This is a genomic window from Streptomyces gamaensis (genome assembly GCF_042656465.1).
GTDB classification, from domain to species: Bacteria; Actinomycetota; Actinomycetes; order Streptomycetales; family Streptomycetaceae; genus Streptomyces; species Streptomyces gamaensis.
In genome coordinates, this window is record NZ_JBHSPB010000004.1 from 249,888 (window position 1) to 267,489 (window position 17,602).

The following is a 17,602-nucleotide window of genomic DNA, read 5'->3' on the forward strand; positions in this document are numbered from 1 at the left end:
GGGGTCGGCCGGGCGTCGGGCGTCAGCTCTCGTGCCGGTACAGCTTGCGCTTGGCGATGTAGCGCACGACGCCGTCGGGGACGAGGTACCAGACCGGCTCGCCCCGCGCCACGCGGGCCCGGCAGTCGGAGGAGGAGATCGCGAGGGCCGGCACCTCGACGAGCGAGACCCCGCCCTCGGGGAGGCCGGGGTCGGCCAGTATGTGCCCGGGCCGCGTCACCCCGATGAAGTGCGCGAGCGAGAACAGTTCCTCGGCGTCCCGCCAGGTGAGGATCTGCGCCAGCGCGTCGGCTCCGGTGATGAAGAACAGGTCCGCGTCGTCGTTGAGGGCCCGCAGCTCACGCAGGGTGTCGGTGGTGTACGTCGGCCCGCCGCGGTCGATGTCGATCCGGCTCACCGAGAACTGGGGGTTCGACGCGGTGGCGATCACCGTCATCAGGTAGCGGTCCTCGGCCGGGGACACCTGCCGGTGGCTCTTCTGCCACGGCTGCCCGGTCGGCACGAACACCACCTCGTCCAGGTGGAACTGCGCGGCCACCTCGCTCGCGGCGACCAGGTGTCCGTGGTGGATCGGGTCGAAGGTCCCGCCCATCACGCCGAGCCGCCGCTTCACGGGCCCTGTCTGCTCTCCCATGCGTGCAGACCCTACTGGGCGCGCCGGGGCGCCGCTGCCGCAGGGACCGGCACGCTCAGCGGTCGCGGTTGAAGCGGGTGGTGACCCACAGCAGGAGCAGCAGGATGACCAGGGCGGCGCCACCGGTCATGAACGGGCTGATGCTGGGGTGGTTGTCCACGTGCTCGCTCTCGGCGAGGGTCGTCAGCGCTGAGGTGATGGTGTGCATCGTCGGCAGGACCTATCCGGTTGAGGGTCGGCGGAGACTTCTGCCACATCGTATGCGGGGGCGGCGCGCCGCATCACGCCGACTCCGGCCGACGGCGGACAGGCGGGCGGACAAGCGGCCGGGGCGCGCGCTCAGTCCTTGTTGCCGTAGCCGCGCAGCAGGAACCACGCGAGGAAGACGATGCCGACCACGCCGACGACGAGGACCGTACGGATCACCGGCCCCGGCCCCTGGTCACCGCTGGAGACGGCCAGCTCCGTGAACAGGGGGTGCGCGGTGAAACCATTGATGTCGGTCATGTCTCCACGGTAGCGAGCCCGGCGGCGGCGCCTAGGGTGGGGTACGGAAGCGGGGGCAAGGACGAGATCGTTTCACGCAGGGGGTCTTGATGAGCGGCATCGACGACAGCACGGGGCTCGGCGGGGAAGCGCAGGAGCGGCTGCCCGGCCGTGTGCGGCAGCGCTTCCCGGACATCTCCTCGCGCGCCTACGAGCATCCGGCGGACCGCAGCGCCCTGGTGGCGCTGCGCAAGCTGAGCGGTTTCGACACGGTCTTCAAGACGCTCAGCGGGCTGCTGCCGGAGCGCAGCCTGCGGCTGCTGTACCTGTCGGACTCGGTGCGGGTGGGCGAGCGGCAGTTCCCGCATCTGCACCGGATGCTTCTGGACGCCTGTTACGTGCTGGACCTGCCGAAGGTCCCGCCCCTGTACGTCACGCAGGACCCGCAGCCGAACGCGATGTGCGTGGGCCTGGACGAGCCGGTGATCGTGGTGACCACGGGCCTGGTGGAGCTGCTGGACGAGGAGGAGATGCGGGCCGTCATAGGCCATGAGGTGGGGCACGCGCTGTCGGGCCACGCGGTCTACCGCACGATCCTGCTGTTCCTGACGAACTTCGCGGCGAAGGTCGCCTGGATCCCGCTCGGGAATCTCGCGGTCACGGCGATCGTGACGGCGCTGCGCGAGTGGTTCCGCAAGTCGGAGCTGTCGGCGGACCGGGCCGGGCTGCTGGCCGGGCAGGACCTGCGGGCCTCGATGCGGGGTCTGATGAAGCTGGCGGGCGGCGACCACCTGCACGAGATGAACGTGGACGCCTTCCTCGCGCAGGCCGAGGAGTACGAGGCGGGCGGCGATCTGCGCGACTCCGTACTGAAGATCATGAACGTGCTGCCGCGCTCCCACCCGTTCACCACCGTGCGCGCGGCCGAGCTGAAGAAGTGGGCGGACAGCCGCGACTACCAGCGGCTGCTGGAGGGGCACTACCCGCGCCGTGCCGAGGACAAGGGCACCTCGGTCACCGACTCCCTGCGCGAGTCCGCGAACCACTACGCGGAGTCGGTCCGTTCCAGCAAGGACCCGCTCATGGGGCTGGTGCGCGACATCGCCGAGGGGGCGGGGGATCTCGGCGGGCGGCTGCGGGAGACGTTCCGGGGCGGCAAGGGGCCGGACGGCGGCAAGGGCGGCGGCAAGGAGTAGCTAGTGCCGCTGCGGCGGCACCGGCTGGGCGCCGGGGGCGAGCGTGCCGCACAGGGCCGGCGTCACCTGGCCGGTCGCGTACGGGTCGGTGGCGGCCGGGCCGTCGGGGCCCGCGCTCTGCCCGGCCAGCAGCGGCCGCAGATAGACCTGGTCGTCGGCGGAGCAGGACTCGGGGCCGGCCTGGAGCGAGGCCGACAGCACCGTCAGGCGGTGTTCCTGCAGTCCGTCGCGGTCGAAGCGGAAGCGCATCGCCCGGCGCACCGTGAACAGGGAGGTGTCCGTGGTGCCCGGGCGTTCGTCGTGGCCGGCCCTGGCGGGGCGCACGGCGTAGACGAAGGTGTGGTCGCCGGAGACCTCCAGGGTGGCGGGGCCGGTCTCGGCGACGGTGAAGACGCCCTGGGTGCGTATGGGCGCGTTCGCGAGGACGACCTGGGCGGGGTCGAAGCGGATCAGCCAGCCGGTGGCGGCGTGCCGGCCGTCGGCGGCGGGGTGGTCGAAGCTCTTGTCGAACTGGTCGAGTTGGGCCGGGTCGAGCAGGACGCGCACGGTGCGCCGGTCGCCGCCGGTGAGCACGGCGGGGTCGAGCGCGGATTTGACCGTGTACTCCTTGGCGGCGGCGAGGGCCGCGATGACCTGGCTCTCGGAGAAGTGCGCGGTGCTGCGGGCGGCGGGCAGGGTGACGCCCTCGGCGCCGTCCCGGAAGCGGGCGGCCGGGCCGCTCTCGAAGAGCTGCTGGGCGGTGCCGCCGGGCACGGGGTCGCGCGGGGCGAGCGGGACGACGGTGGAGTGCAGGGGTTCGGCGGGGGGAACGGCGGCGTCCTTGTACGGATGCCGCAGGCCCATGTAGACGGCGGTGCCGAAGGCGAGGGCGATGAGGACGACGAGAACGAGGACCTGCCGCGAGGTGCTGACCCGCGCCCAGGCGTGCCGGTTACGGACAGCGAGCGCGCTGTCACCCATCCGTTCGCGTGCGGACAGCTCCTGGAGCCGTGCAGCGCGAACGAACGATTCGTCGAAGACGACCGATCGGAACTCGTCGTCCCCACTCCCAGGGACTCCCTCGGGCGTCCCCTCAGGTGGGTCTCCAGGCCGGCCCATACCTCAAGGGTAGGTCTGCCGGGGCTCCGGTAAACGCCCTGGTACACGACAACTTTCGGTGGTCTTCCGGCCGGAGGCACCGCGTCGCGCGCGCCCCCGCGAGCGCCGCTGAGCCCTGTCGCGGCCGGTCGCGCCGGGTGCGGGCGGGCCCGGGGCGGTGCCGCCCGCACCCGGCGGGCGCCGGTCAGCCGCGGGAGGCGGCCGAACCCACCGGAGGCTCCGCATCCGCCGACACGGACGGCAACGGACCGGGCCGCTCGACGACGGGGGCGTCCACGCCGGAGGTGGCGGGCGGCGGATCCGGACTGGTGCGGTCGCCGGAGGAGGCCCCCCGGTAGACGGCGGTGAAGGCGAGGGCCACCACGCCGATACCCATGAGCACGGCGAGTATCCAGGCCACCGGGCGGTGCCAGCGCGGGTGGCCGCGGTAGGGCGCGCGGGGGGCGCCGTAGCGCCCGTACGGCCCGTAGGCGTCGTCCGGGTCGAGGTCGCGGGAGAGGGAGGGCCAGCCGGTGCCGCCCGGCCGGTCCCCGGCGAAGCCGTCCCCGTGGCCGGGCAGGCCCTCGGCGTGGCCGAAAGGGTCGCAGGAGTCGCGGGGATCGCCGCCGGCCGAGCGGGGGCGGGCGGGGTCCGCCTCGGCGCGGGCCTGGGCGGCCGAGCGGATCCGCTCGGCGGCGGTGGGCTCGTGGACCGGGGCCGCGCGGACGAACTCCTCGTCCAGGGCCGTGGGCGCGAACCAGCCCTTCCCGCCGCCCTGTTGGGCGGCGGGGCCCGTCGCGTCCTGCTGGTGGCTGCTGTCGGGCTCCTCACCGTCCGGGAACGGCTTGCCCCCCACGTCGTCCGGCACGCGTCCAGCGTAGCCCGCGCGCGCTCAATGCGCGCAGCCGGTACGGGAATTGCCGGGTACCCGGCGTCCCGGGGCCGCGCCGCTAGCGCACGTGGCCGTCGCCGGTGACGACGTACTTGGTGGAGGTCAGCTCCGGCAGGCCCATCGGTCCGCGCGCGTGCAACTTCTGCGTGGAGATGCCGATCTCGGCGCCGAAGCCGAACTGGCCGCCGTCCGTGAAGCGCGTCGAGGCGTTGACGGCGACGGCCGCCGCGTCGACGAGCTGGGTGAAACGGCGGGCCGCGCGCTGGGAATCGGTGACGATGGCCTCGGTGTGGCCGGAGGACCACAGCCGGATGTGACGGACGGCGGCGTCCAGGGAGTCCACGACGGCGGCCGCGATGTCGTAGTCCAGGTACTCGGTCTCCCAGTCCTCGACGGTCGCGGGCACGACGGTCGCCGGGCCGCCCTCGGCGAGGGCGAGGAAGCGCTCGCAGCCGTGCACCGTCACGCCCTCGCGGGCGAGCGCGGCCAGCGCGCGCGGCACGAACTCGGCGGCGATGTCCTGGTGCACGAGCAGGGTCTCGGCGGCGTTGCAGACGCTGGGGCGCTGCGCCTTGGAGTTGACGAGGATCCCGACGGCCATGTCGAGGTCGGCCTCGGCGTCCACGTACACATGGCAGTTGCCGGTGCCGGTCTCGATGACGGGGACGGTGGACTCCTCCACGACCGTACGGATCAGCGAGGCGCCGCCGCGCGGGATGAGCACGTCGACCATGCCGCGGGCGCGCATCAGCTCACGGACGGACTCGCGGCTCTCGCCGGGCACCAACTGCACGGCGTCCGCGGGCAGTCCGGCGCCGCCGACGGCGTCGCGCAGGACGCGCACGAGGGCGGTGTTGGAGGCGTACGCGGACGAAGAGCCGCGCAGCAGCACGGCGTTGCCCGCCTTGAGGCACAGCACGGCGGCGTCGACGGTGACATTCGGGCGGGCCTCGTAGATGATGCCGACGACACCGAGCGGTACGCGCACCTGCCGCAGCTCGATGCCGTTGGGCAGGGTGGAGCCGCGCACGACCTCGCCGACCGGGTCGGGCAGGGCGACCACGTCGCGCACGTCCTTGGCGATGGCCCGCACCCGCTCCGGGGTGAGGGTGAGCCGGTCGACGACGGACTCGCTCGTGCCGGCGGCGCGGGCGCGCGCCACGTCCTCGGCGTTGGCCTCGACGATCTCCTTGGCGCGGACCTCCAGCGCGTCGGCGACGGCCAGCAGCGCCTCGTCCTTCACCGAGCGCGGCAGTGGCGCCAGCTCCTCGGCCGCGGCGCGGGCGCGGTAGGCGGCGCGCAGCACCGGCGACTGCGGCATCGGGTCGGCGAGGGGGGAGGGGAAAACGCTGCTCATGCCCCGCAGCCTAGTCCGGTGGCGGGCGGGGGCGCGGCGGGGTTCCGGACTGTGGACGGGCGCGGGACCGCCGTGGCGGCGGGAAAGGGCGGGGGGAGGCCGGGAAGGCCGGGAACGGGGCCAGGAGGCGCCGGCGGGCGCTAGAAGGGATGGATGCCCACCGGGGTGGCCGGCAGCGGCCCGTGGCCCGCCGAGAGCCGCTGGTGGTAGGTCTCGCGGTCGATGACCTCCAGGCCCACGATCTCCCAGGGCGGCAGTTTCGCCGACGAGCGGTGCTCGCCCCACAGCCGCAGCGCGACCGCCGCGGCGTCGTGCAGATCACGCGCCTCTTCCCAGTAGCGGATCTCGGCGTGGTCGCCCGCGTAGCGGCTGGTCAGCAGGAAGGGGTGGTCGTGGGCGAGCTGTTCGAGGGCACGGCGCACCTCGGCGAGCGGCGCCTCCCGGCCGGAGACGCTGAGGGTGATGTGCCACAGGCGCGAGCGCGCGCCGGCCGGTGCGGCCGTGCCCGCCGGACGCGGCCCGGCCGCGCCGTCCCGCTCCCCCGCCGCGTCCGGCCCGTCCGTGGCGTCGCCGGCGGCGACGCTGGTCAGGGCGCGCTCCTCCCCCGCGGCCCGGCGGGCCCGGTCGGGAGTGCCGCCGCCGCGGGGCAGCGCCCCCGGTCGCCCTCGTCTCACCGGTGGCCTCCTGTGTGCTCGCTGCTCCTGTGTCCGCCGCTCCGCGCGGGCGGCGGAGCCGTGCCGAACGGTTCTCCCTGCTTCTCTCCCGCATCAAAGTTGACCAGCCCGGGCGGGGCCACGGGGCGGTTTTCGGGAAGGTCCCCATGGAAAGGCTGGACTTGCTCGCACACGCTCGACGCGGCGCCGCCGGCGGGTGCGCCGCCGGCCGAGGGGTTCTCGCCCTGCGGTGACGACCGTCAGCGATGCGGCATGCCCTTGCGGCGGTCCCGCAGGCAGCGGTCCCGCGGGCAGCGGTCAGCGGGGGTCGGCGGTCAGTGGGGCAGCACGACCAGGTCGTCCCGGTGCACGACCTCCCGCTCGTAGCCCGGGCCCAGGTCGCGGGCCAGGTCGCGGGTCGAGCGGCCGAGCAGCTGGGGGATCTCCCCCGCGTCGTAGGTGACGAGCCCGCGCGCCACGGCCCGGCCCGCCGGGTCGCGCAGTTCGACCGGGTCGCCGGCGCTGAACTCGCCCTCGACCGCCGCGATGCCCGCGGGCAGCAGCGAGCCGGTCCCCTCGACCACGGCCCGTACCGCCCCCTCGTCGAGGGTGAGCGCGCCGCGCGGCGTGGAGGCGTGCGCGAGCCACAGCAGCCGGTCCGCCGAGCGCCGGCCGGTGCGGTGGAAGTACGTGCCGGTCTCCCGCCCGGCGAGGGCGTCCGCGGCCCGGCTGGCCGAGGTCAGCACGACGGGGATACCGGCGGCGGCCGCGATCCGGGCCGCCTCGACCTTGGTGACCATGCCGCCGGTGCCGACGCCCGCCTTGCCGGCGCTGCCGATGGAGACGCCCTGAAGGTCCTGCGGGCCCCGCACCCGGGCGATCCGCGAGGTGCCGGGGGTGCTGGGGTCGCCGTCGTAGAGCCCGTCGACGTCGGAGAGCAGGACGAGCAGATCGGCGCGCACGAGATGGGCGACGAGCGCGGCGAGCCGGTCGTTGTCGCCGAAGCGGATCTCGTCGGTGGCCACGGTGTCGTTCTCGTTGACGACCGGTACCGCGCCCATGGCCAGCAGCTGGTCCAGCGTCCGGCACGCGTTGCGGTAGTGGGCCCGGCGGCTGGTGTCGTCGGAGGTCAGCAGCACCTGGCCGACCCGGCGCCCGTAGCGGGCGAAGGAGGCGGTGTAGCGGGCGACGAGCAGCCCCTGGCCGACGCTCGCGGCGGCCTGCTGCCGGGCCAGGTCGCGGGGGCGCCGGGTCAGGCCCAGCGGCGCCAGCCCGGCGGCGATGGCGCCGGAGGAGACGAGCACTATCTCCTTGCCGTCCGTGCCGCCCGCCGGGCCCACGGCCCTGGCGAGCACGTCGACGAGCGCGTCGACGCGGTCGGCGTCCAGCCCGCCGCTCGCGGTGGTCAGCGACGAGGATCCCACTTTGACCACGATCCGGCGGGCACCGGTCACCTCGGGCCGTGTGCCGTGCGTCTCCTGCGCGCCGTGCGTCTCCGCTGCCCCTGCCCCTGCCACGTTCTGCACCTCTGCGTTCGTCTGCTGCGTTGTCTGCTGGGGCGGCCAATCTACCGCCCGGACGATTGTGGTCGTTCGGCCCTGTTTTGCGATGATTCCCGTCGGAGAAGATTGCTCGTCGGGCAGCCCCCGTCATACGGTCAGTAGTCGACCGTCGTCAGGTGTGCCCTTCGGCGCGGTCCCTTTTCCAAGCCTTTACGTCCTTCTCGTCCCTCGTGCCAGGAGCCCGTCCAGTGCCTTCTGCCGGAACAGCCTCCCGCCGAGCGGTCCAGCTCGCGGCGCTGCTCGCCATGCTGGTGTTCTTCACCGGCCAGCTCGTCGGCGCGCTGCTGCCCAACGTGCCGCTCTTGATCATCGCCTCGGCGGCGGGCCTCGCGCTCGACCTCTATCTGCAGCACCGCGATCCCGGTCTGCTCGCACTGCTCGGCAAGATCCGCTTCGACGTCATGGTGCGGCAGCTGCTGCGCGACATGCTGGTCATGGTCGGGCTGCTGCGCCTGCACGGGGACGAGCCGCTGCGCGAGTACGTCCCGCTGCTGATCGGGTTCGTGCTCTTCTACGGCGCGCACCTCGCCTGCCAGGCCACGGCGATCCTGGTCCGCCGCAGCCGCACGCTGCCGTTCGTCACCCGCAACATCGACGCCTCCGCCCTGCGCCTGTGCGCCGCCCCGCCGCGCCTGCTGAGCCGCCAGCACGGCCGCCGGCTGCTGCGGCTGTCCGTCCCGGCCACGGCGGGCCTGCTCGTCACGGCGGGCACGCACCGGGTGCTGTGGGGCGGGATCGGCCTCGGCCTCGCCGTCGTCCTCGCCTTCGGCGGCACCGCCTACCTGGCGACCTGGCTGGGGGCGAAGAAGCGCATCGCCGGTGAGGAGCAGGCCCTGGCCTGGCTCGACAACTGGCTCGCCGAGTACCGGCCCACCGTCGGCATGTACTTCTCCGGCGGGACCAGCTCCGCCTACCAGGCCAACATGTGGCTCTCCACGCTCGCCGAGCTCGACGGCAACCCCGTCATCGTGCTCCGCGAGCGCTTCATGGTGGAGAAGATCGACGCCACCGACGTGCCGATCGTGTGCATCCCCAAGGTCGCGCACCTGATGGCGCTGGAGAAGTCCTCGCTGAAGATGATGCTGCACCCGGCGAACTCCGGTAAGACCTCGCAGGTGCTGCGAATGCCGTCGATCAAGCACGCGTTCATCAACCACGGCGAGAGCGACAAGCTCTCCAGCTGCAACCCCTACTCCAAGGCGTACGACGAGATCTGGGTCGCCGGGCCCGCCGCCCGCGAGCGCTACCAGCTCGCCGACATCGGCGTCGACGACCGCGACGTGGTCGAGGTCGGCCGCCCGCAGCTCGCCCCCATCCGCCCGTACGCGGGCCCGCCCGCCGGTCAGTACACCACCGTGCTGTACGCGCCGACGTGGGAGGGCTGGGACGGCAACCCCGGCAACACCTCGGTGATGCTGGCCGGCGAGAACGTCGTCCGCGCGCTCCTCGCCGACCCCGGGGTGCGTCTGCTGTACAAGCCGCACCCGATGACCGGCTCCGTCGACCCGCGCGCCGGTGAGGCGAACCAGCGCATCCAGGCCATGATCCGCGAGGCCAACACGCGGCGCTCCGGCGAGCGCCCCGGCCCCGAGGCGGCCGCCGAACTGGCGCGCCGCACGGAGGAGTTGGACCGGCTCACCACGAGGACGTTCCGCCCCAGCGCCGACGAGATCGAGCGCATGATGCTGCAGAGCACCCCGGAGCCGGACCGCTCGGCGAACGTCGAGGCCGCCACCGCCGCCTGGGAGAGCGCCTACTGGGCGTCGCTGCCGGAGTGGGAGCACCAGATCATCACGACGGCGCGGCCCGCCCTGTTCAGCTGCTTCAACCAGGCCGACCTGCTCATCAGCGACGTCTCCAGCGTGGTCTCCGACTACCTGGTCAGCGAGAAGCCGTACGCGGTCGCCAACACCTCGGGGATGGCCGAGGACGAGTTCCGTGCGGTCTTCCCGACCGTCAGCGCGGCCACCGTCCTCACCCCGGAGGCGGAGGGCGTCCCCGCGCTGCTGGCGGCCGTGCGCGAGCCCTCGCGGGACGTGTTCGTGGCCGCCCGCAAGGAGCTCAAGGTCCAGCTGCTGGGCCCCTCCGACCCGCCGTCGCTGGTCCGCTTCAACCAGGCCGCGGTGGCGCTGGCCGCGCAGGCGGATGCCCGCGCGGCGCGGGCGGCCGCGCGGGCGGCCTCGGAGATTCCGGGCCAGCGGGACGCGGACGCGGTGAGCACGTCCGCGTAGCGGCCGTGCCATGACGGAGGGCCCGGAGGCTTGCGCCTCCGGGCCCTCCGTCATGAGTCCCGCCTTACGCGAACGGGTCGAAGCCCTCGAACTCCTGCTGTGCCTCGTCCCGCTCCGCCTCCCGGTCGCGGCGCCGCTGCGCCGCCGGGCGCGGGGCCTCGAAGCGGTGGTCCTCACCACGGCGGCCGAGCATCTCCGCACCGGCGGCCATCGACGGCTCCCAGTCGAAGACGACCGCGTCCTCCTCGGAGCCGATGGCCACGCCGTCGCCCGCGCGGGCCCCGGCCTTCATCAGCTCCTCCTCGACACCGAGGCGGTTGAGGCGGTCGGCGAGGTAGCCGACGGCCTCGTCGTTGTTGAAGTCGGTCTGCCGCACCCAGCGTTCGGGCTTCTCACCGCGCACGCGGTAGATGCCGTCGTCCTCCAGCGTGACCGTGAAGCCCGCGTCGTCCACGGCCTTGGGGCGGATGACGATCCGGGTCGCCTCCTGCTTCGGCCGGGCGGCCCGCGCCTTCGCGACGATGCCGGCCAGCGCGAACGACAGCTCCTTCAGACCCTGCCGGGAGACGGCCGACACCTCGTAGACGTCGTAGCCGCGCTCGGCCAGCTCGGGCCGGATGATGTCGGCGAGGTCCTGGCCGTCGGGGATGTCGACCTTGTTCAGGACGACGATGCGCGGCCGGTCCTCCAGACCGCCGTACTCCCTGAGCTCGGCCTCGATGACGTCGAGGTCGCTCAGCGGGTCCCGCTCGGACTCCAGCGTCGCCGTGTCGAGGACGTGCACGAGCACCGAGCAGCGCTCGACGTGCCGCAGGAACTCCAGGCCCAGGCCCTTGCCCTGGCTGGCGCCGGGGATCAGCCCGGGCACGTCGGCGATGGTGTAGACGGTCGAACCGGCCGTGACCACACCGAGGTTGGGCACGAGCGTCGTGAACGGATAGTCCGCGATCTTCGGCTTGGCGGCCGACAGCACGGAGATCAACGAGGACTTGCCCGCGCTCGGGTAGCCGACGAGCGCCACGTCCGCGACGGTCTTCAGCTCCAGGACCACGTCACCGCTCTGCCCGGGCTCACCGAGCAGCGCGAAGCCGGGGGCCTTGCGGCGGGCGGAGGCGAGCGCCGCGTTGCCCAGGCCGCCGCGGCCGCCCTGCCCGGCGACATAGCTGGTGCCCTGGCCGACGAGGTCGGCGAGCACGTTGCCGCGCTTGTCGAGGACGACCGTGCCGTCCGGCACGGGCAGGATCAGGTCGGCGCCGTCCTTGCCGGAGCGGTGGCCGCCCTCGCCGGGCTTGCCGTTGCCGGCCTTGCGGTGCGGGCTGTGGTGGTAGTCGAGCAGCGTGGTGACCGACTGGTCGACGACCAGGATCACATCGCCGCCGCGGCCGCCGTTGCCGCCGTCCGGGCCGCCCAGCGGCTTGAACTTCTCGCGGTGCACGGAGGCGCAGCCATGGCCTCCGTTACCCGCGGCGACATGCAGCTCGACGCGGTCCACGAAGGTGGTCATAGCGAGTGCCTCCAGGTGAGTGGTCCGTGATCGGGGGACATCGGGGGATCTGTACGTATCTCAACGCAGCGAGGGCGGACCCGCTTCCCCGCAGGGAAGAGAGGTCCGCCCTCGCTGCTGTCGCTCTACGGAACCTGGATCAGGCGACCGGAACGACGTTGACGACCTTGCGGCCACGGTGGGTGCCGAACTCCACCGCACCGGCCTGCAGCGCGAACAGCGTGTCGTCGCCACCGCGGCCGACACCGGCGCCCGGGTGGAAGTGGGTACCACGCTGGCGGACCAGGATCTCACCGGCGAGGACGGTCTGGCCGCCGAAGCGCTTCACACCGAGCCGCTGAGCGTTGGAGTCGCGACCGTTCCGGGTGGACGATGCGCCCTTCTTGTGTGCCATCTCTCGTCAGTCCCTTACTTCGCAGCCGTGGGGATGGTGGTGATCTTCAGCGCGGTGTACTGCTGGCGGTGACCGATCCGCTTGCGGTAGCCGGTCTTGTTCTTGTACTTCAGGATGTCGATCTTGGCACCCTTGTGGTGGTCCACGATCTCGGCCTGAACCTTGATGCCCGCCAGGACCCACGGGTCGCTGGTGACGTTCTCGCCGTCGACGACGAGCAGCGTCGAGAGCTCGACCGCGTCGCCCACCTTGGCGGTGGAAATCTTGTCAACCTCGACGATGTCGCCAACAGCAACCTTGTGCTGGCGGCCACCGCTGCGCACGATTGCGTACACGCGGATCTCACTCTCTCGCTAGTAAACGGAACCTCTGATGCCAGCCGCTCTCGTCGCGGGGCTACGCCCGCGCCCATCCGGAGGCGGACGAGCGGCCTCTCCCGGAAAGCCGGGAGGTGTCTGCTCAGGGGTGGCGTACAGACGCCGAACGACAAGGTTACGGGCCGCACACCGGGGGGTCAAACCGGCGCCTTTCCCCAGCGGGGTGCGGGGGAAACGCGGGCCTCCCCCAGCGATCGCTGGGGGAGGCCCGTCGGCTCCCTCAGTCCTCCGACGCCGCCACTGCCTCGGCGGCAACCTTCTTCGCCGCCGTCTTCTTGGCCGTGGTCTTCTTCGCGGTCGTCTTCTTGGCCGCGGTCTTCTTGGCGGTGGCCTTCTTCGCCGTGGTCGTCTTCTTGGCCGCCGTCTTCTTCGCCGTGGCCTTCTTCGCGGTGGCCGTCTTCTTCGCGGTCGTCTTCTTGGCGGCCGTCTTACGAACCGCCTTCTTCGCCGGAGCGGCCTCCTCGGCCTCCTCCGCGCTCTCGACAACCGTGCTCTCGACGGCCTCGGCGGCCGGCTCGACGGCCGGAGCGACCTCGGCGGCGGGCTCGGCGGCCTCCTCGGCCACGGCCTCCGCCGCAGGCGCGCTCACCACGACCACGGCCTGCTCCGCCCCGGCCGGGGAGCCCGCCGGAGCGGACGCCCGGCGCGCCACCCGGCGACGGGTACGGACAGGGGCGGCCTCCTCTGCGGGCGCCACCGGCACCTCGGCCGCAGCCGGCTCGACGACGGCCTCCGCGACGGCCTCCGCCGCAGGCGCGGCAGCAGGCTCGGCCGCAGCCACGGGCGCGGCCTCCGCCGGCTCCTCGGGAGCCTTCGGCATCACGACGACCTCCGCCTCGGCGGCCGCCTTCGGCGCACCCGCCGGAGCGGTGGCCTTGCGGGTGGCCCGACGGCGCGTACGGCCCCGCTTCGCGGCGGCCTCCGCCTCGGCCGGGCTGCCGAACCACTCCTCGTCGGCCCCGCCGCCGACCGACGGCACGAGCTCGGCCTCGGTCACCGTCACGGGCTCCAGCTCGGGCGCGGCGGCCTCGGCGGCCTCCACCACCGGAGCCGCCTCGGCCTCGGCGGGCCGCTCCGCGGCCACGGCCTTGCCCTTCTTCCGGCCGCGCTTGCCGCCGCCACCGCCGCCCACCGTGGACGGCTGGTCCATGTGCACGATCACGCCACGGCCGTTGCAGTGCACGCACTGCTCGGAGAAGGACTCCAGCAGGCCCTGGCCGACCCGCTTGCGGGTCATCTGGACCAGGCCCAGCGAGGTCACCTCGGCGACCTGGTGCTTGGTGCGGTCCCGGCCCAGGCACTCCAGCAGCCGGCGCAGCACCAGGTCCCGGTTGGACTCCAGCACCATGTCGATGAAGTCGATCACGATGATGCCGCCGAGGTCGCGCAGCCGCAGCTGGCGCACGATCTCCTCGGCCGCCTCCAGGTTGTTCCTGGTGACCGTCTCCTCAAGGTTGCCGCCCTGACCGGTGAACTTGCCGGTGTTGACGTCGACGACGACCATCGCCTCGGTCCGGTCGATGACGAGCGAACCGCCGCTGGGCAGCCAGACCTTGCGGTCGAGCGCCTTCATCAGCTGCTCGTCGATCCGGTACGTGGCGAAGACGTCGACGTCGGACGTCCACTTCTGCAGCCGGTCCGCGAGGTCCGGGGCGACGTGCGAGACGTAGCCGTGGATGGTCTCCCAGGCGCCGTCACCGCTGACGATGACCTTCGAGAAGTCCTCGTTGAAGATGTCGCGCACGACCCGGACGGTCATGTCCGGCTCGCCGTACAGCAGGGTCGGAGCGTTCCCGTTCTTCGCCTTCTTCTGGATGTCCTCCCACTGCGCCTGCAGCCGCTGGACGTCGCGCGCCAGCTCCTCCTCGCTCGCGCCCTCGGCGGCGGTGCGCACGATGACGCCCGCGTCCTCGGGGACGATCTTCTTGAGGATCTGCTTCAGCCGCGCCCGCTCGGTGTCGGGCAGCTTGCGGCTGATACCGGTCATCGAGCCCTCGGGCACGTACACCAGGTAGCGGCCGGGCAGCGAGACCTGGCTGGTCAGCCGGGCGCCCTTGTGGCCGATCGGGTCCTTGGTGACCTGGACGAGCACGGACTGGCCGGACTTCAGGGCGCTCTCGATACGGCGCGGGCCGTTGCCCATGCCGAGCGCCTCGAAGTTGACCTCACCGGCGTACAGGACGGCGTTGCGGCCCTTGCCGATGTCGACGAACGCGGCCTCCATGGACGGCAGCACGTTCTGGACCTTGCCCAGGTAGACGTTGCCGACGTAGCTGGTGGCCTGCTCCTTGTTCACGAAGTGCTCGACGAGGACGTTGTCCTCCAGCACGCCGATCTGGGTGCGCTCGCCGCTCTGGCGGACGACCATGACGCGCTCGACGGCCTCACGGCGGGCGAGGAACTCGGCCTCGGTGATGATCGGCACCCGGCGGCGGCCCTGCTCTCGGCCCTCACGGCGGCGCTGCTTCTTCGCCTCCATGCGGGTCGAGCCCTTGATGGACTGCACCTCGTCGAAGCCGGTGCCCGGCTCCTCGCGCTTGCGGGGCTCACGGATCTTGACGACCGTGCGCTCCGGCTCGTTCTCGCCCGGCTCGGCCTCGGCGGCCTCCCCGCTGCGGCGGCGACGGCGGCGACGGCGACGGCTGCCGGCCGTGCCCGCGCCCGCCTCCTCGGCGCCCTCGGCCCCTTCCTCGGGCTCTTCCTCGCCCTCGGCGGCCTGCTCCTCGGCGGCCTCCTCCTGCGGCTCCTCGGCCTCCGCCTCGGCACCCTCGCCACGGCGGCGGCGACGGCCCCCGCGACGACGGCGGCGCGAGGGACGCTCGGCCGGCTCCTCGCCCTCGGCGGCCGGGGCGGCCTCCGCCTCCTCGGCCTCCTGCTCGGCCTCGGCGGCGGTCTCCGCCACGGCGGCCGGGGCGGCCTCGGCGGGCTCCCCGCGACGGCGGCGCCGGCGCCGGCCCGTCTCGGCGGGCTGCGCGGCGGCGGTCTCCTCGGCAGGCTCCTCGGCCAGGGCGGCCGCGGCGGTCTCCGGGGTCTGGAACATCGGCTCGGTGAACACCGGCGCCTGGAACATGGCCGCCGTCGGACGCACGGCCCGGCGTCGGGTACGGGCGGGGGTCTCCTCGGCCTCCGGACCACCGGCGGCGGGCTCGGCCACGACCCGGCGGCGGGTACGGCGGGCCCGCGGCTCGGCGGCCGGAGCGGCCTCCTCGGCGGTCTCCTCGACGGCGGCGGCCGTCTCGACCGGAGCGGCCTCGCGCGCGGCGGTACCGGCGGCACGGGTCACGCGGCGTCGGGTACGGGCGGGCGCCGAGGGCGCGGCCTCGGCGGCCGGCGCGGCGGCCTCGGTCTCGGGAGCGGCGGCCTCGGTCTCGGGAGCGGCGGTCTCGGCAGCGGCCTCGACCGGCTCGGCGGTACGCGGCGCACCGGCGGGCGCGGAGGCCCGGCGCGTGGCACGACGACGCGTACGGGCCGGCGCCGAAGGCGCAGCCTCGGCCTCGACCGGCTCGGCAGCCTCGGCCTCCACGGCCGGAGCGGCCTCGGTCACCGGCTCCGCGGCCTGCGGGGCTCCCGCCGGGGCGGTCGCCTTACGGGTCGCGCGGCGGCGCGGACGGGCCGGCGCGGCCTCGGCGGCGGCCTCGGCCACCGGAGCGGCGGGCTCCGCGGCCGGCGCCGGCTCGGCGACCGGCTCGACGGTCTCTGCGGTCTCTGCGGCAAGCGGCGCACCGGCGGGCGCCGACGCCCGGCGCGTGGCACGACGACGCGTACGGGCCGGCGCCGAAGGCGCAGCCTCGGCCTCGACCGGCTCCGCAGCCTCGGCCTCCACGGCCGGAACAGTCTCGGCGGCCTCCTCGGCGGCACGCGGCGAGCCCGCCGGAGCGGCCGCCTTACGGGTCGCGCGGCGGCGCGGACGGGCCGGGGTGGCCGGAGCGGCGGCCTCGGCGGCCGGAGCGGCCTGGGCCTCGGCGGCCTGCGCGGCCTCCGGCAGGTCGGCGGCCTGCGGCTGTACGGCGTCGGTGGTGCCGCCGGAGGCGGGCGGGCCCGCCGGGCGGGACGCCGCCCGGCGGCGCCGGCGCGGCGGCAGGGTGTCGCCGGGCCCGGTCTCGCCGGGGGTCACGGCTTCGGTGTCATTGGGCTCAATGGGTTCGAGCATGCGGGCGGTTCTCCCGTCACGCTCCCGGGCGCCGCGCCGGTTCCGGCCCGGTGGTCCGCGTGATGAGCGCGGTACCGCCGTCCGGGGCGCGGTCGCCGCACGGGAGCTGTCGTCTCGCTCGCCGGGTCCGAGGCGTCGGCACCGGCGAAAGTCTTCTGGTCAGTGCGCCTGCCGGACCGGGGTGGCTCCCAGGCGGTACGGCGGCGCGGCAACGGCCGTCCTTACCCGGAACCTTCCGGGACCCGCGCGGCACCGGCGCCCGGCCCGGCGGCCGAAGCGGCCGGGGAGGCGTCGCGATCGGGCGCGAGCGGGTCGGTCACCGTGCCGGTCTCCTCATCGAGCAGCCCCTGCGCCAGCCTGGTCACCGCAGCGGGGACCGGCGGCGCCAGGTCGGCCACAGCGCGGAGGCCGGACAGGACGTCGTCGGGTCGAACGGCGGGTGTCGCATGCCGAACAACCAGCCGCAGTATCGCACAGGCACCGTCACCGGGCCTATCGGCCGGAGCGTCGAGGACCTCCAGCCGCACGACCGCGGCACGCGCGTCGAAGGTCCGCAACCCGTTTTTCGTGCGGCGCTCGACCTCGACGGCCCCGGCGGCCAGGAAGGCCGCCACGGCCCGCTCGGCCTCGGCGCGCTCGACGCCGTCCAGCCGCAGCTCCCACACGGAGGCCTGCAGCCGGTCCGCGAAGGAGGAGGTGTGCGCCTCCACCGCGTCGATCACGTCGAGCCCGGCGGGCAGCGACGCGTCGAGCAGCTCGCGCAGCGGGCCCGGGTCCCGGGCCTCGGTGAGCTGGATCTCCAGATACTCGGCCTCACTGCCCGTGCCGGTGGGTGCGGCATTGGCGTACGACACCTTGGGGTGCGGGGTGAAGCCCGCCGAGTACGCCATGGGCACCTCGGCGCGGCGCAGCGCCCGCTCGAAGGCGCGCTGGAAGTCACGGTGGCTGGTGAACCGGAGGCGGCCGCGCTTGGTGTAACGCAGTCGGATGCGCTGCACCGCGGGTGCGGGCGGCGGGCCTTCGGGCTGTCGCTTGCCCAGTGGTCTCGTCCTTCGTGAGAGCGGTCGTACTGCTACCTAGAGTACGTGC

15 protein-coding genes are annotated in these 17,602 nt (G+C 73.9%); 2 read left to right on the forward strand and 13 right to left on the reverse strand.

Annotated features, from left to right (window positions below):
* Window positions 1–22: 22 nt before the first annotated feature.
* The 3 genes from nadD to ACFP1Z_RS08475 all read right to left on the reverse strand — a co-directional run bounded on the left by nadD (window position 23) and on the right by ACFP1Z_RS08475 (window position 1,141).
* Window positions 23–634, reverse strand: coding sequence for a nicotinate-nucleotide adenylyltransferase (gene nadD, locus ACFP1Z_RS08465; protein WP_390315297.1), 612 nt, complete (start codon window positions 632–634; stop codon window positions 23–25).
* 55 nt (window positions 635–689) lie between these two features.
* Complete coding sequence (locus ACFP1Z_RS08470) at window positions 690–842, reverse strand: hypothetical protein (RefSeq protein WP_390315298.1); 153 nt, start codon at window positions 840–842, stop codon at window positions 690–692.
* A gap of 131 nt (window positions 843–973) precedes the next feature.
* The gene (locus ACFP1Z_RS08475) at window positions 974–1,141 is read right to left on the reverse strand and encodes a hypothetical protein (RefSeq protein WP_390315299.1); all 168 of its coding nucleotides are present in this window, start codon (window positions 1,139–1,141) and stop codon (window positions 974–976) included.
* An 89-nt stretch (window positions 1,142–1,230) separates the two neighbouring features.
* On the opposite strand from ACFP1Z_RS08475, the gene ACFP1Z_RS08480 reads away from it, so the two are divergent.
* The gene (locus tag ACFP1Z_RS08480) at window positions 1,231–2,316 is read left to right on the forward strand and encodes a M48 family metallopeptidase (RefSeq protein ID WP_390315300.1); all 1,086 of its coding nucleotides are present in this window, start codon (window positions 1,231–1,233) and stop codon (window positions 2,314–2,316) included.
* Here ACFP1Z_RS08480 and ACFP1Z_RS08485 read toward each other — a convergent pair whose 3' ends face one another.
* From ACFP1Z_RS08485 to proB, 5 genes are all read right to left on the reverse strand, one after another.
* On the reverse strand, window positions 2,317–3,414 hold the full coding sequence (locus ACFP1Z_RS08485; protein ID WP_390315301.1) for an SCO2583 family membrane protein: 1,098 nt from the start codon (window positions 3,412–3,414) through the stop codon (window positions 2,317–2,319). It abuts the gene before it with no gap.
* A gap of 184 nt (window positions 3,415–3,598) precedes the next feature.
* Entirely contained in the window at window positions 3,599–4,261 is a 663-nt protein-coding gene (locus tag ACFP1Z_RS08490; RefSeq protein ID WP_390315302.1) for an SCO2584 family spore wall biosynthesis protein, read from the reverse strand.
* 82 nt (window positions 4,262–4,343) lie between these two features.
* The gene (locus ACFP1Z_RS08495; RefSeq protein WP_390315303.1) at window positions 4,344–5,642 is read right to left on the reverse strand and encodes a glutamate-5-semialdehyde dehydrogenase; all 1,299 of its coding nucleotides are present in this window, start codon (window positions 5,640–5,642) and stop codon (window positions 4,344–4,346) included.
* A 140-nt stretch (window positions 5,643–5,782) separates the two neighbouring features.
* Window positions 5,783–6,316: a hypothetical protein gene (locus ACFP1Z_RS08500; protein WP_390315304.1), complete on the reverse strand. Its 534-nt coding sequence runs from the start codon at window positions 6,314–6,316 to the stop codon at window positions 5,783–5,785.
* A 314-nt stretch (window positions 6,317–6,630) separates the two neighbouring features.
* On the reverse strand, window positions 6,631–7,749 hold the full coding sequence (gene proB, locus ACFP1Z_RS08505) for a glutamate 5-kinase (RefSeq protein WP_390315531.1): 1,119 nt from the start codon (window positions 7,747–7,749) through the stop codon (window positions 6,631–6,633).
* A 296-nt stretch (window positions 7,750–8,045) separates the two neighbouring features.
* Between proB and ACFP1Z_RS08510 the strand changes: the two genes are divergently transcribed.
* The gene (locus ACFP1Z_RS08510) at window positions 8,046–10,088 is read left to right on the forward strand and encodes a hypothetical protein (protein ID WP_390315305.1); all 2,043 of its coding nucleotides are present in this window, start codon (window positions 8,046–8,048) and stop codon (window positions 10,086–10,088) included.
* Window positions 10,089–10,152: 64 nt separating this feature from the next.
* Here the strand turns inward: ACFP1Z_RS08510 and obgE are convergent, their stop codons facing one another.
* The 5 genes from obgE to ACFP1Z_RS08535 all read right to left on the reverse strand — a co-directional run bounded on the left by obgE (window position 10,153) and on the right by ACFP1Z_RS08535 (window position 17,511).
* Window positions 10,153–11,592 (reverse strand): GTPase ObgE, encoded by a 1,440-nt coding sequence (gene obgE / locus ACFP1Z_RS08515; RefSeq protein ID WP_390315306.1) that lies wholly within the window; start codon window positions 11,590–11,592, stop codon window positions 10,153–10,155.
* A gap of 139 nt (window positions 11,593–11,731) precedes the next feature.
* Window positions 11,732–11,986: a 50S ribosomal protein L27 gene (gene rpmA / locus ACFP1Z_RS08520; protein ID WP_390315307.1), complete on the reverse strand. Its 255-nt coding sequence runs from the start codon at window positions 11,984–11,986 to the stop codon at window positions 11,732–11,734.
* A 14-nt stretch (window positions 11,987–12,000) separates the two neighbouring features.
* A complete protein-coding gene (gene rplU, locus ACFP1Z_RS08525; RefSeq protein ID WP_390315308.1) occupies window positions 12,001–12,321 on the reverse strand; it encodes a 50S ribosomal protein L21 in 321 nt (106 codons plus the stop codon).
* 262 nt (window positions 12,322–12,583) lie between these two features.
* Window positions 12,584–16,513, reverse strand: coding sequence for an Rne/Rng family ribonuclease (locus ACFP1Z_RS08530; RefSeq protein WP_390315309.1), 3,930 nt, complete (start codon window positions 16,511–16,513; stop codon window positions 12,584–12,586).
* Between the two features lie 221 nt (window positions 16,514–16,734).
* Complete coding sequence (locus tag ACFP1Z_RS08535; RefSeq protein WP_390315311.1) at window positions 16,735–17,511, reverse strand: TIGR03936 family radical SAM-associated protein; 777 nt, start codon at window positions 17,509–17,511, stop codon at window positions 16,735–16,737.
* Between the last annotated feature and the right edge of the window lie 91 nt (window positions 17,512–17,602).

Bases quoted from the DNA above. Each gene is read 5' to 3' on its own strand.
- ACFP1Z_RS08480 (WP_390315300.1), top strand. From the start codon at position 1,231: ATGAGCGGCATCGACGACAGCACGGGGCTCGGCGGGGAAGCGCAGGAG.
- obgE (WP_390315306.1), bottom strand. From the start codon at position 11,592: ATGACCACCTTCGTGGACCGCGTCGAGCTGCATGTCGCCGCGGGTAAC.
- rpmA (WP_390315307.1), bottom strand. From the start codon at position 11,986: ATGGCACACAAGAAGGGCGCATCGTCCACCCGGAACGGTCGCGACTCC.
- nadD (WP_390315297.1), bottom strand. From the start codon at position 634: ATGGGAGAGCAGACAGGGCCCGTGAAGCGGCGGCTCGGCGTGATGGGC.
- ACFP1Z_RS08475 (WP_390315299.1), bottom strand. From the start codon at position 1,141: ATGACCGACATCAATGGTTTCACCGCGCACCCCCTGTTCACGGAGCTG.
- ACFP1Z_RS08495 (WP_390315303.1), bottom strand. From the start codon at position 5,642: ATGAGCAGCGTTTTCCCCTCCCCCCTCGCCGACCCGATGCCGCAGTCG.
- ACFP1Z_RS08530 (WP_390315309.1), bottom strand. From the start codon at position 16,513: ATGCTCGAACCCATTGAGCCCAATGACACCGAAGCCGTGACCCCCGGC.
- ACFP1Z_RS08485 (WP_390315301.1), bottom strand. From the start codon at position 3,414: ATGGGCCGGCCTGGAGACCCACCTGAGGGGACGCCCGAGGGAGTCCCT.
- ACFP1Z_RS08470 (WP_390315298.1), bottom strand. From the start codon at position 842: ATGCACACCATCACCTCAGCGCTGACGACCCTCGCCGAGAGCGAGCAC.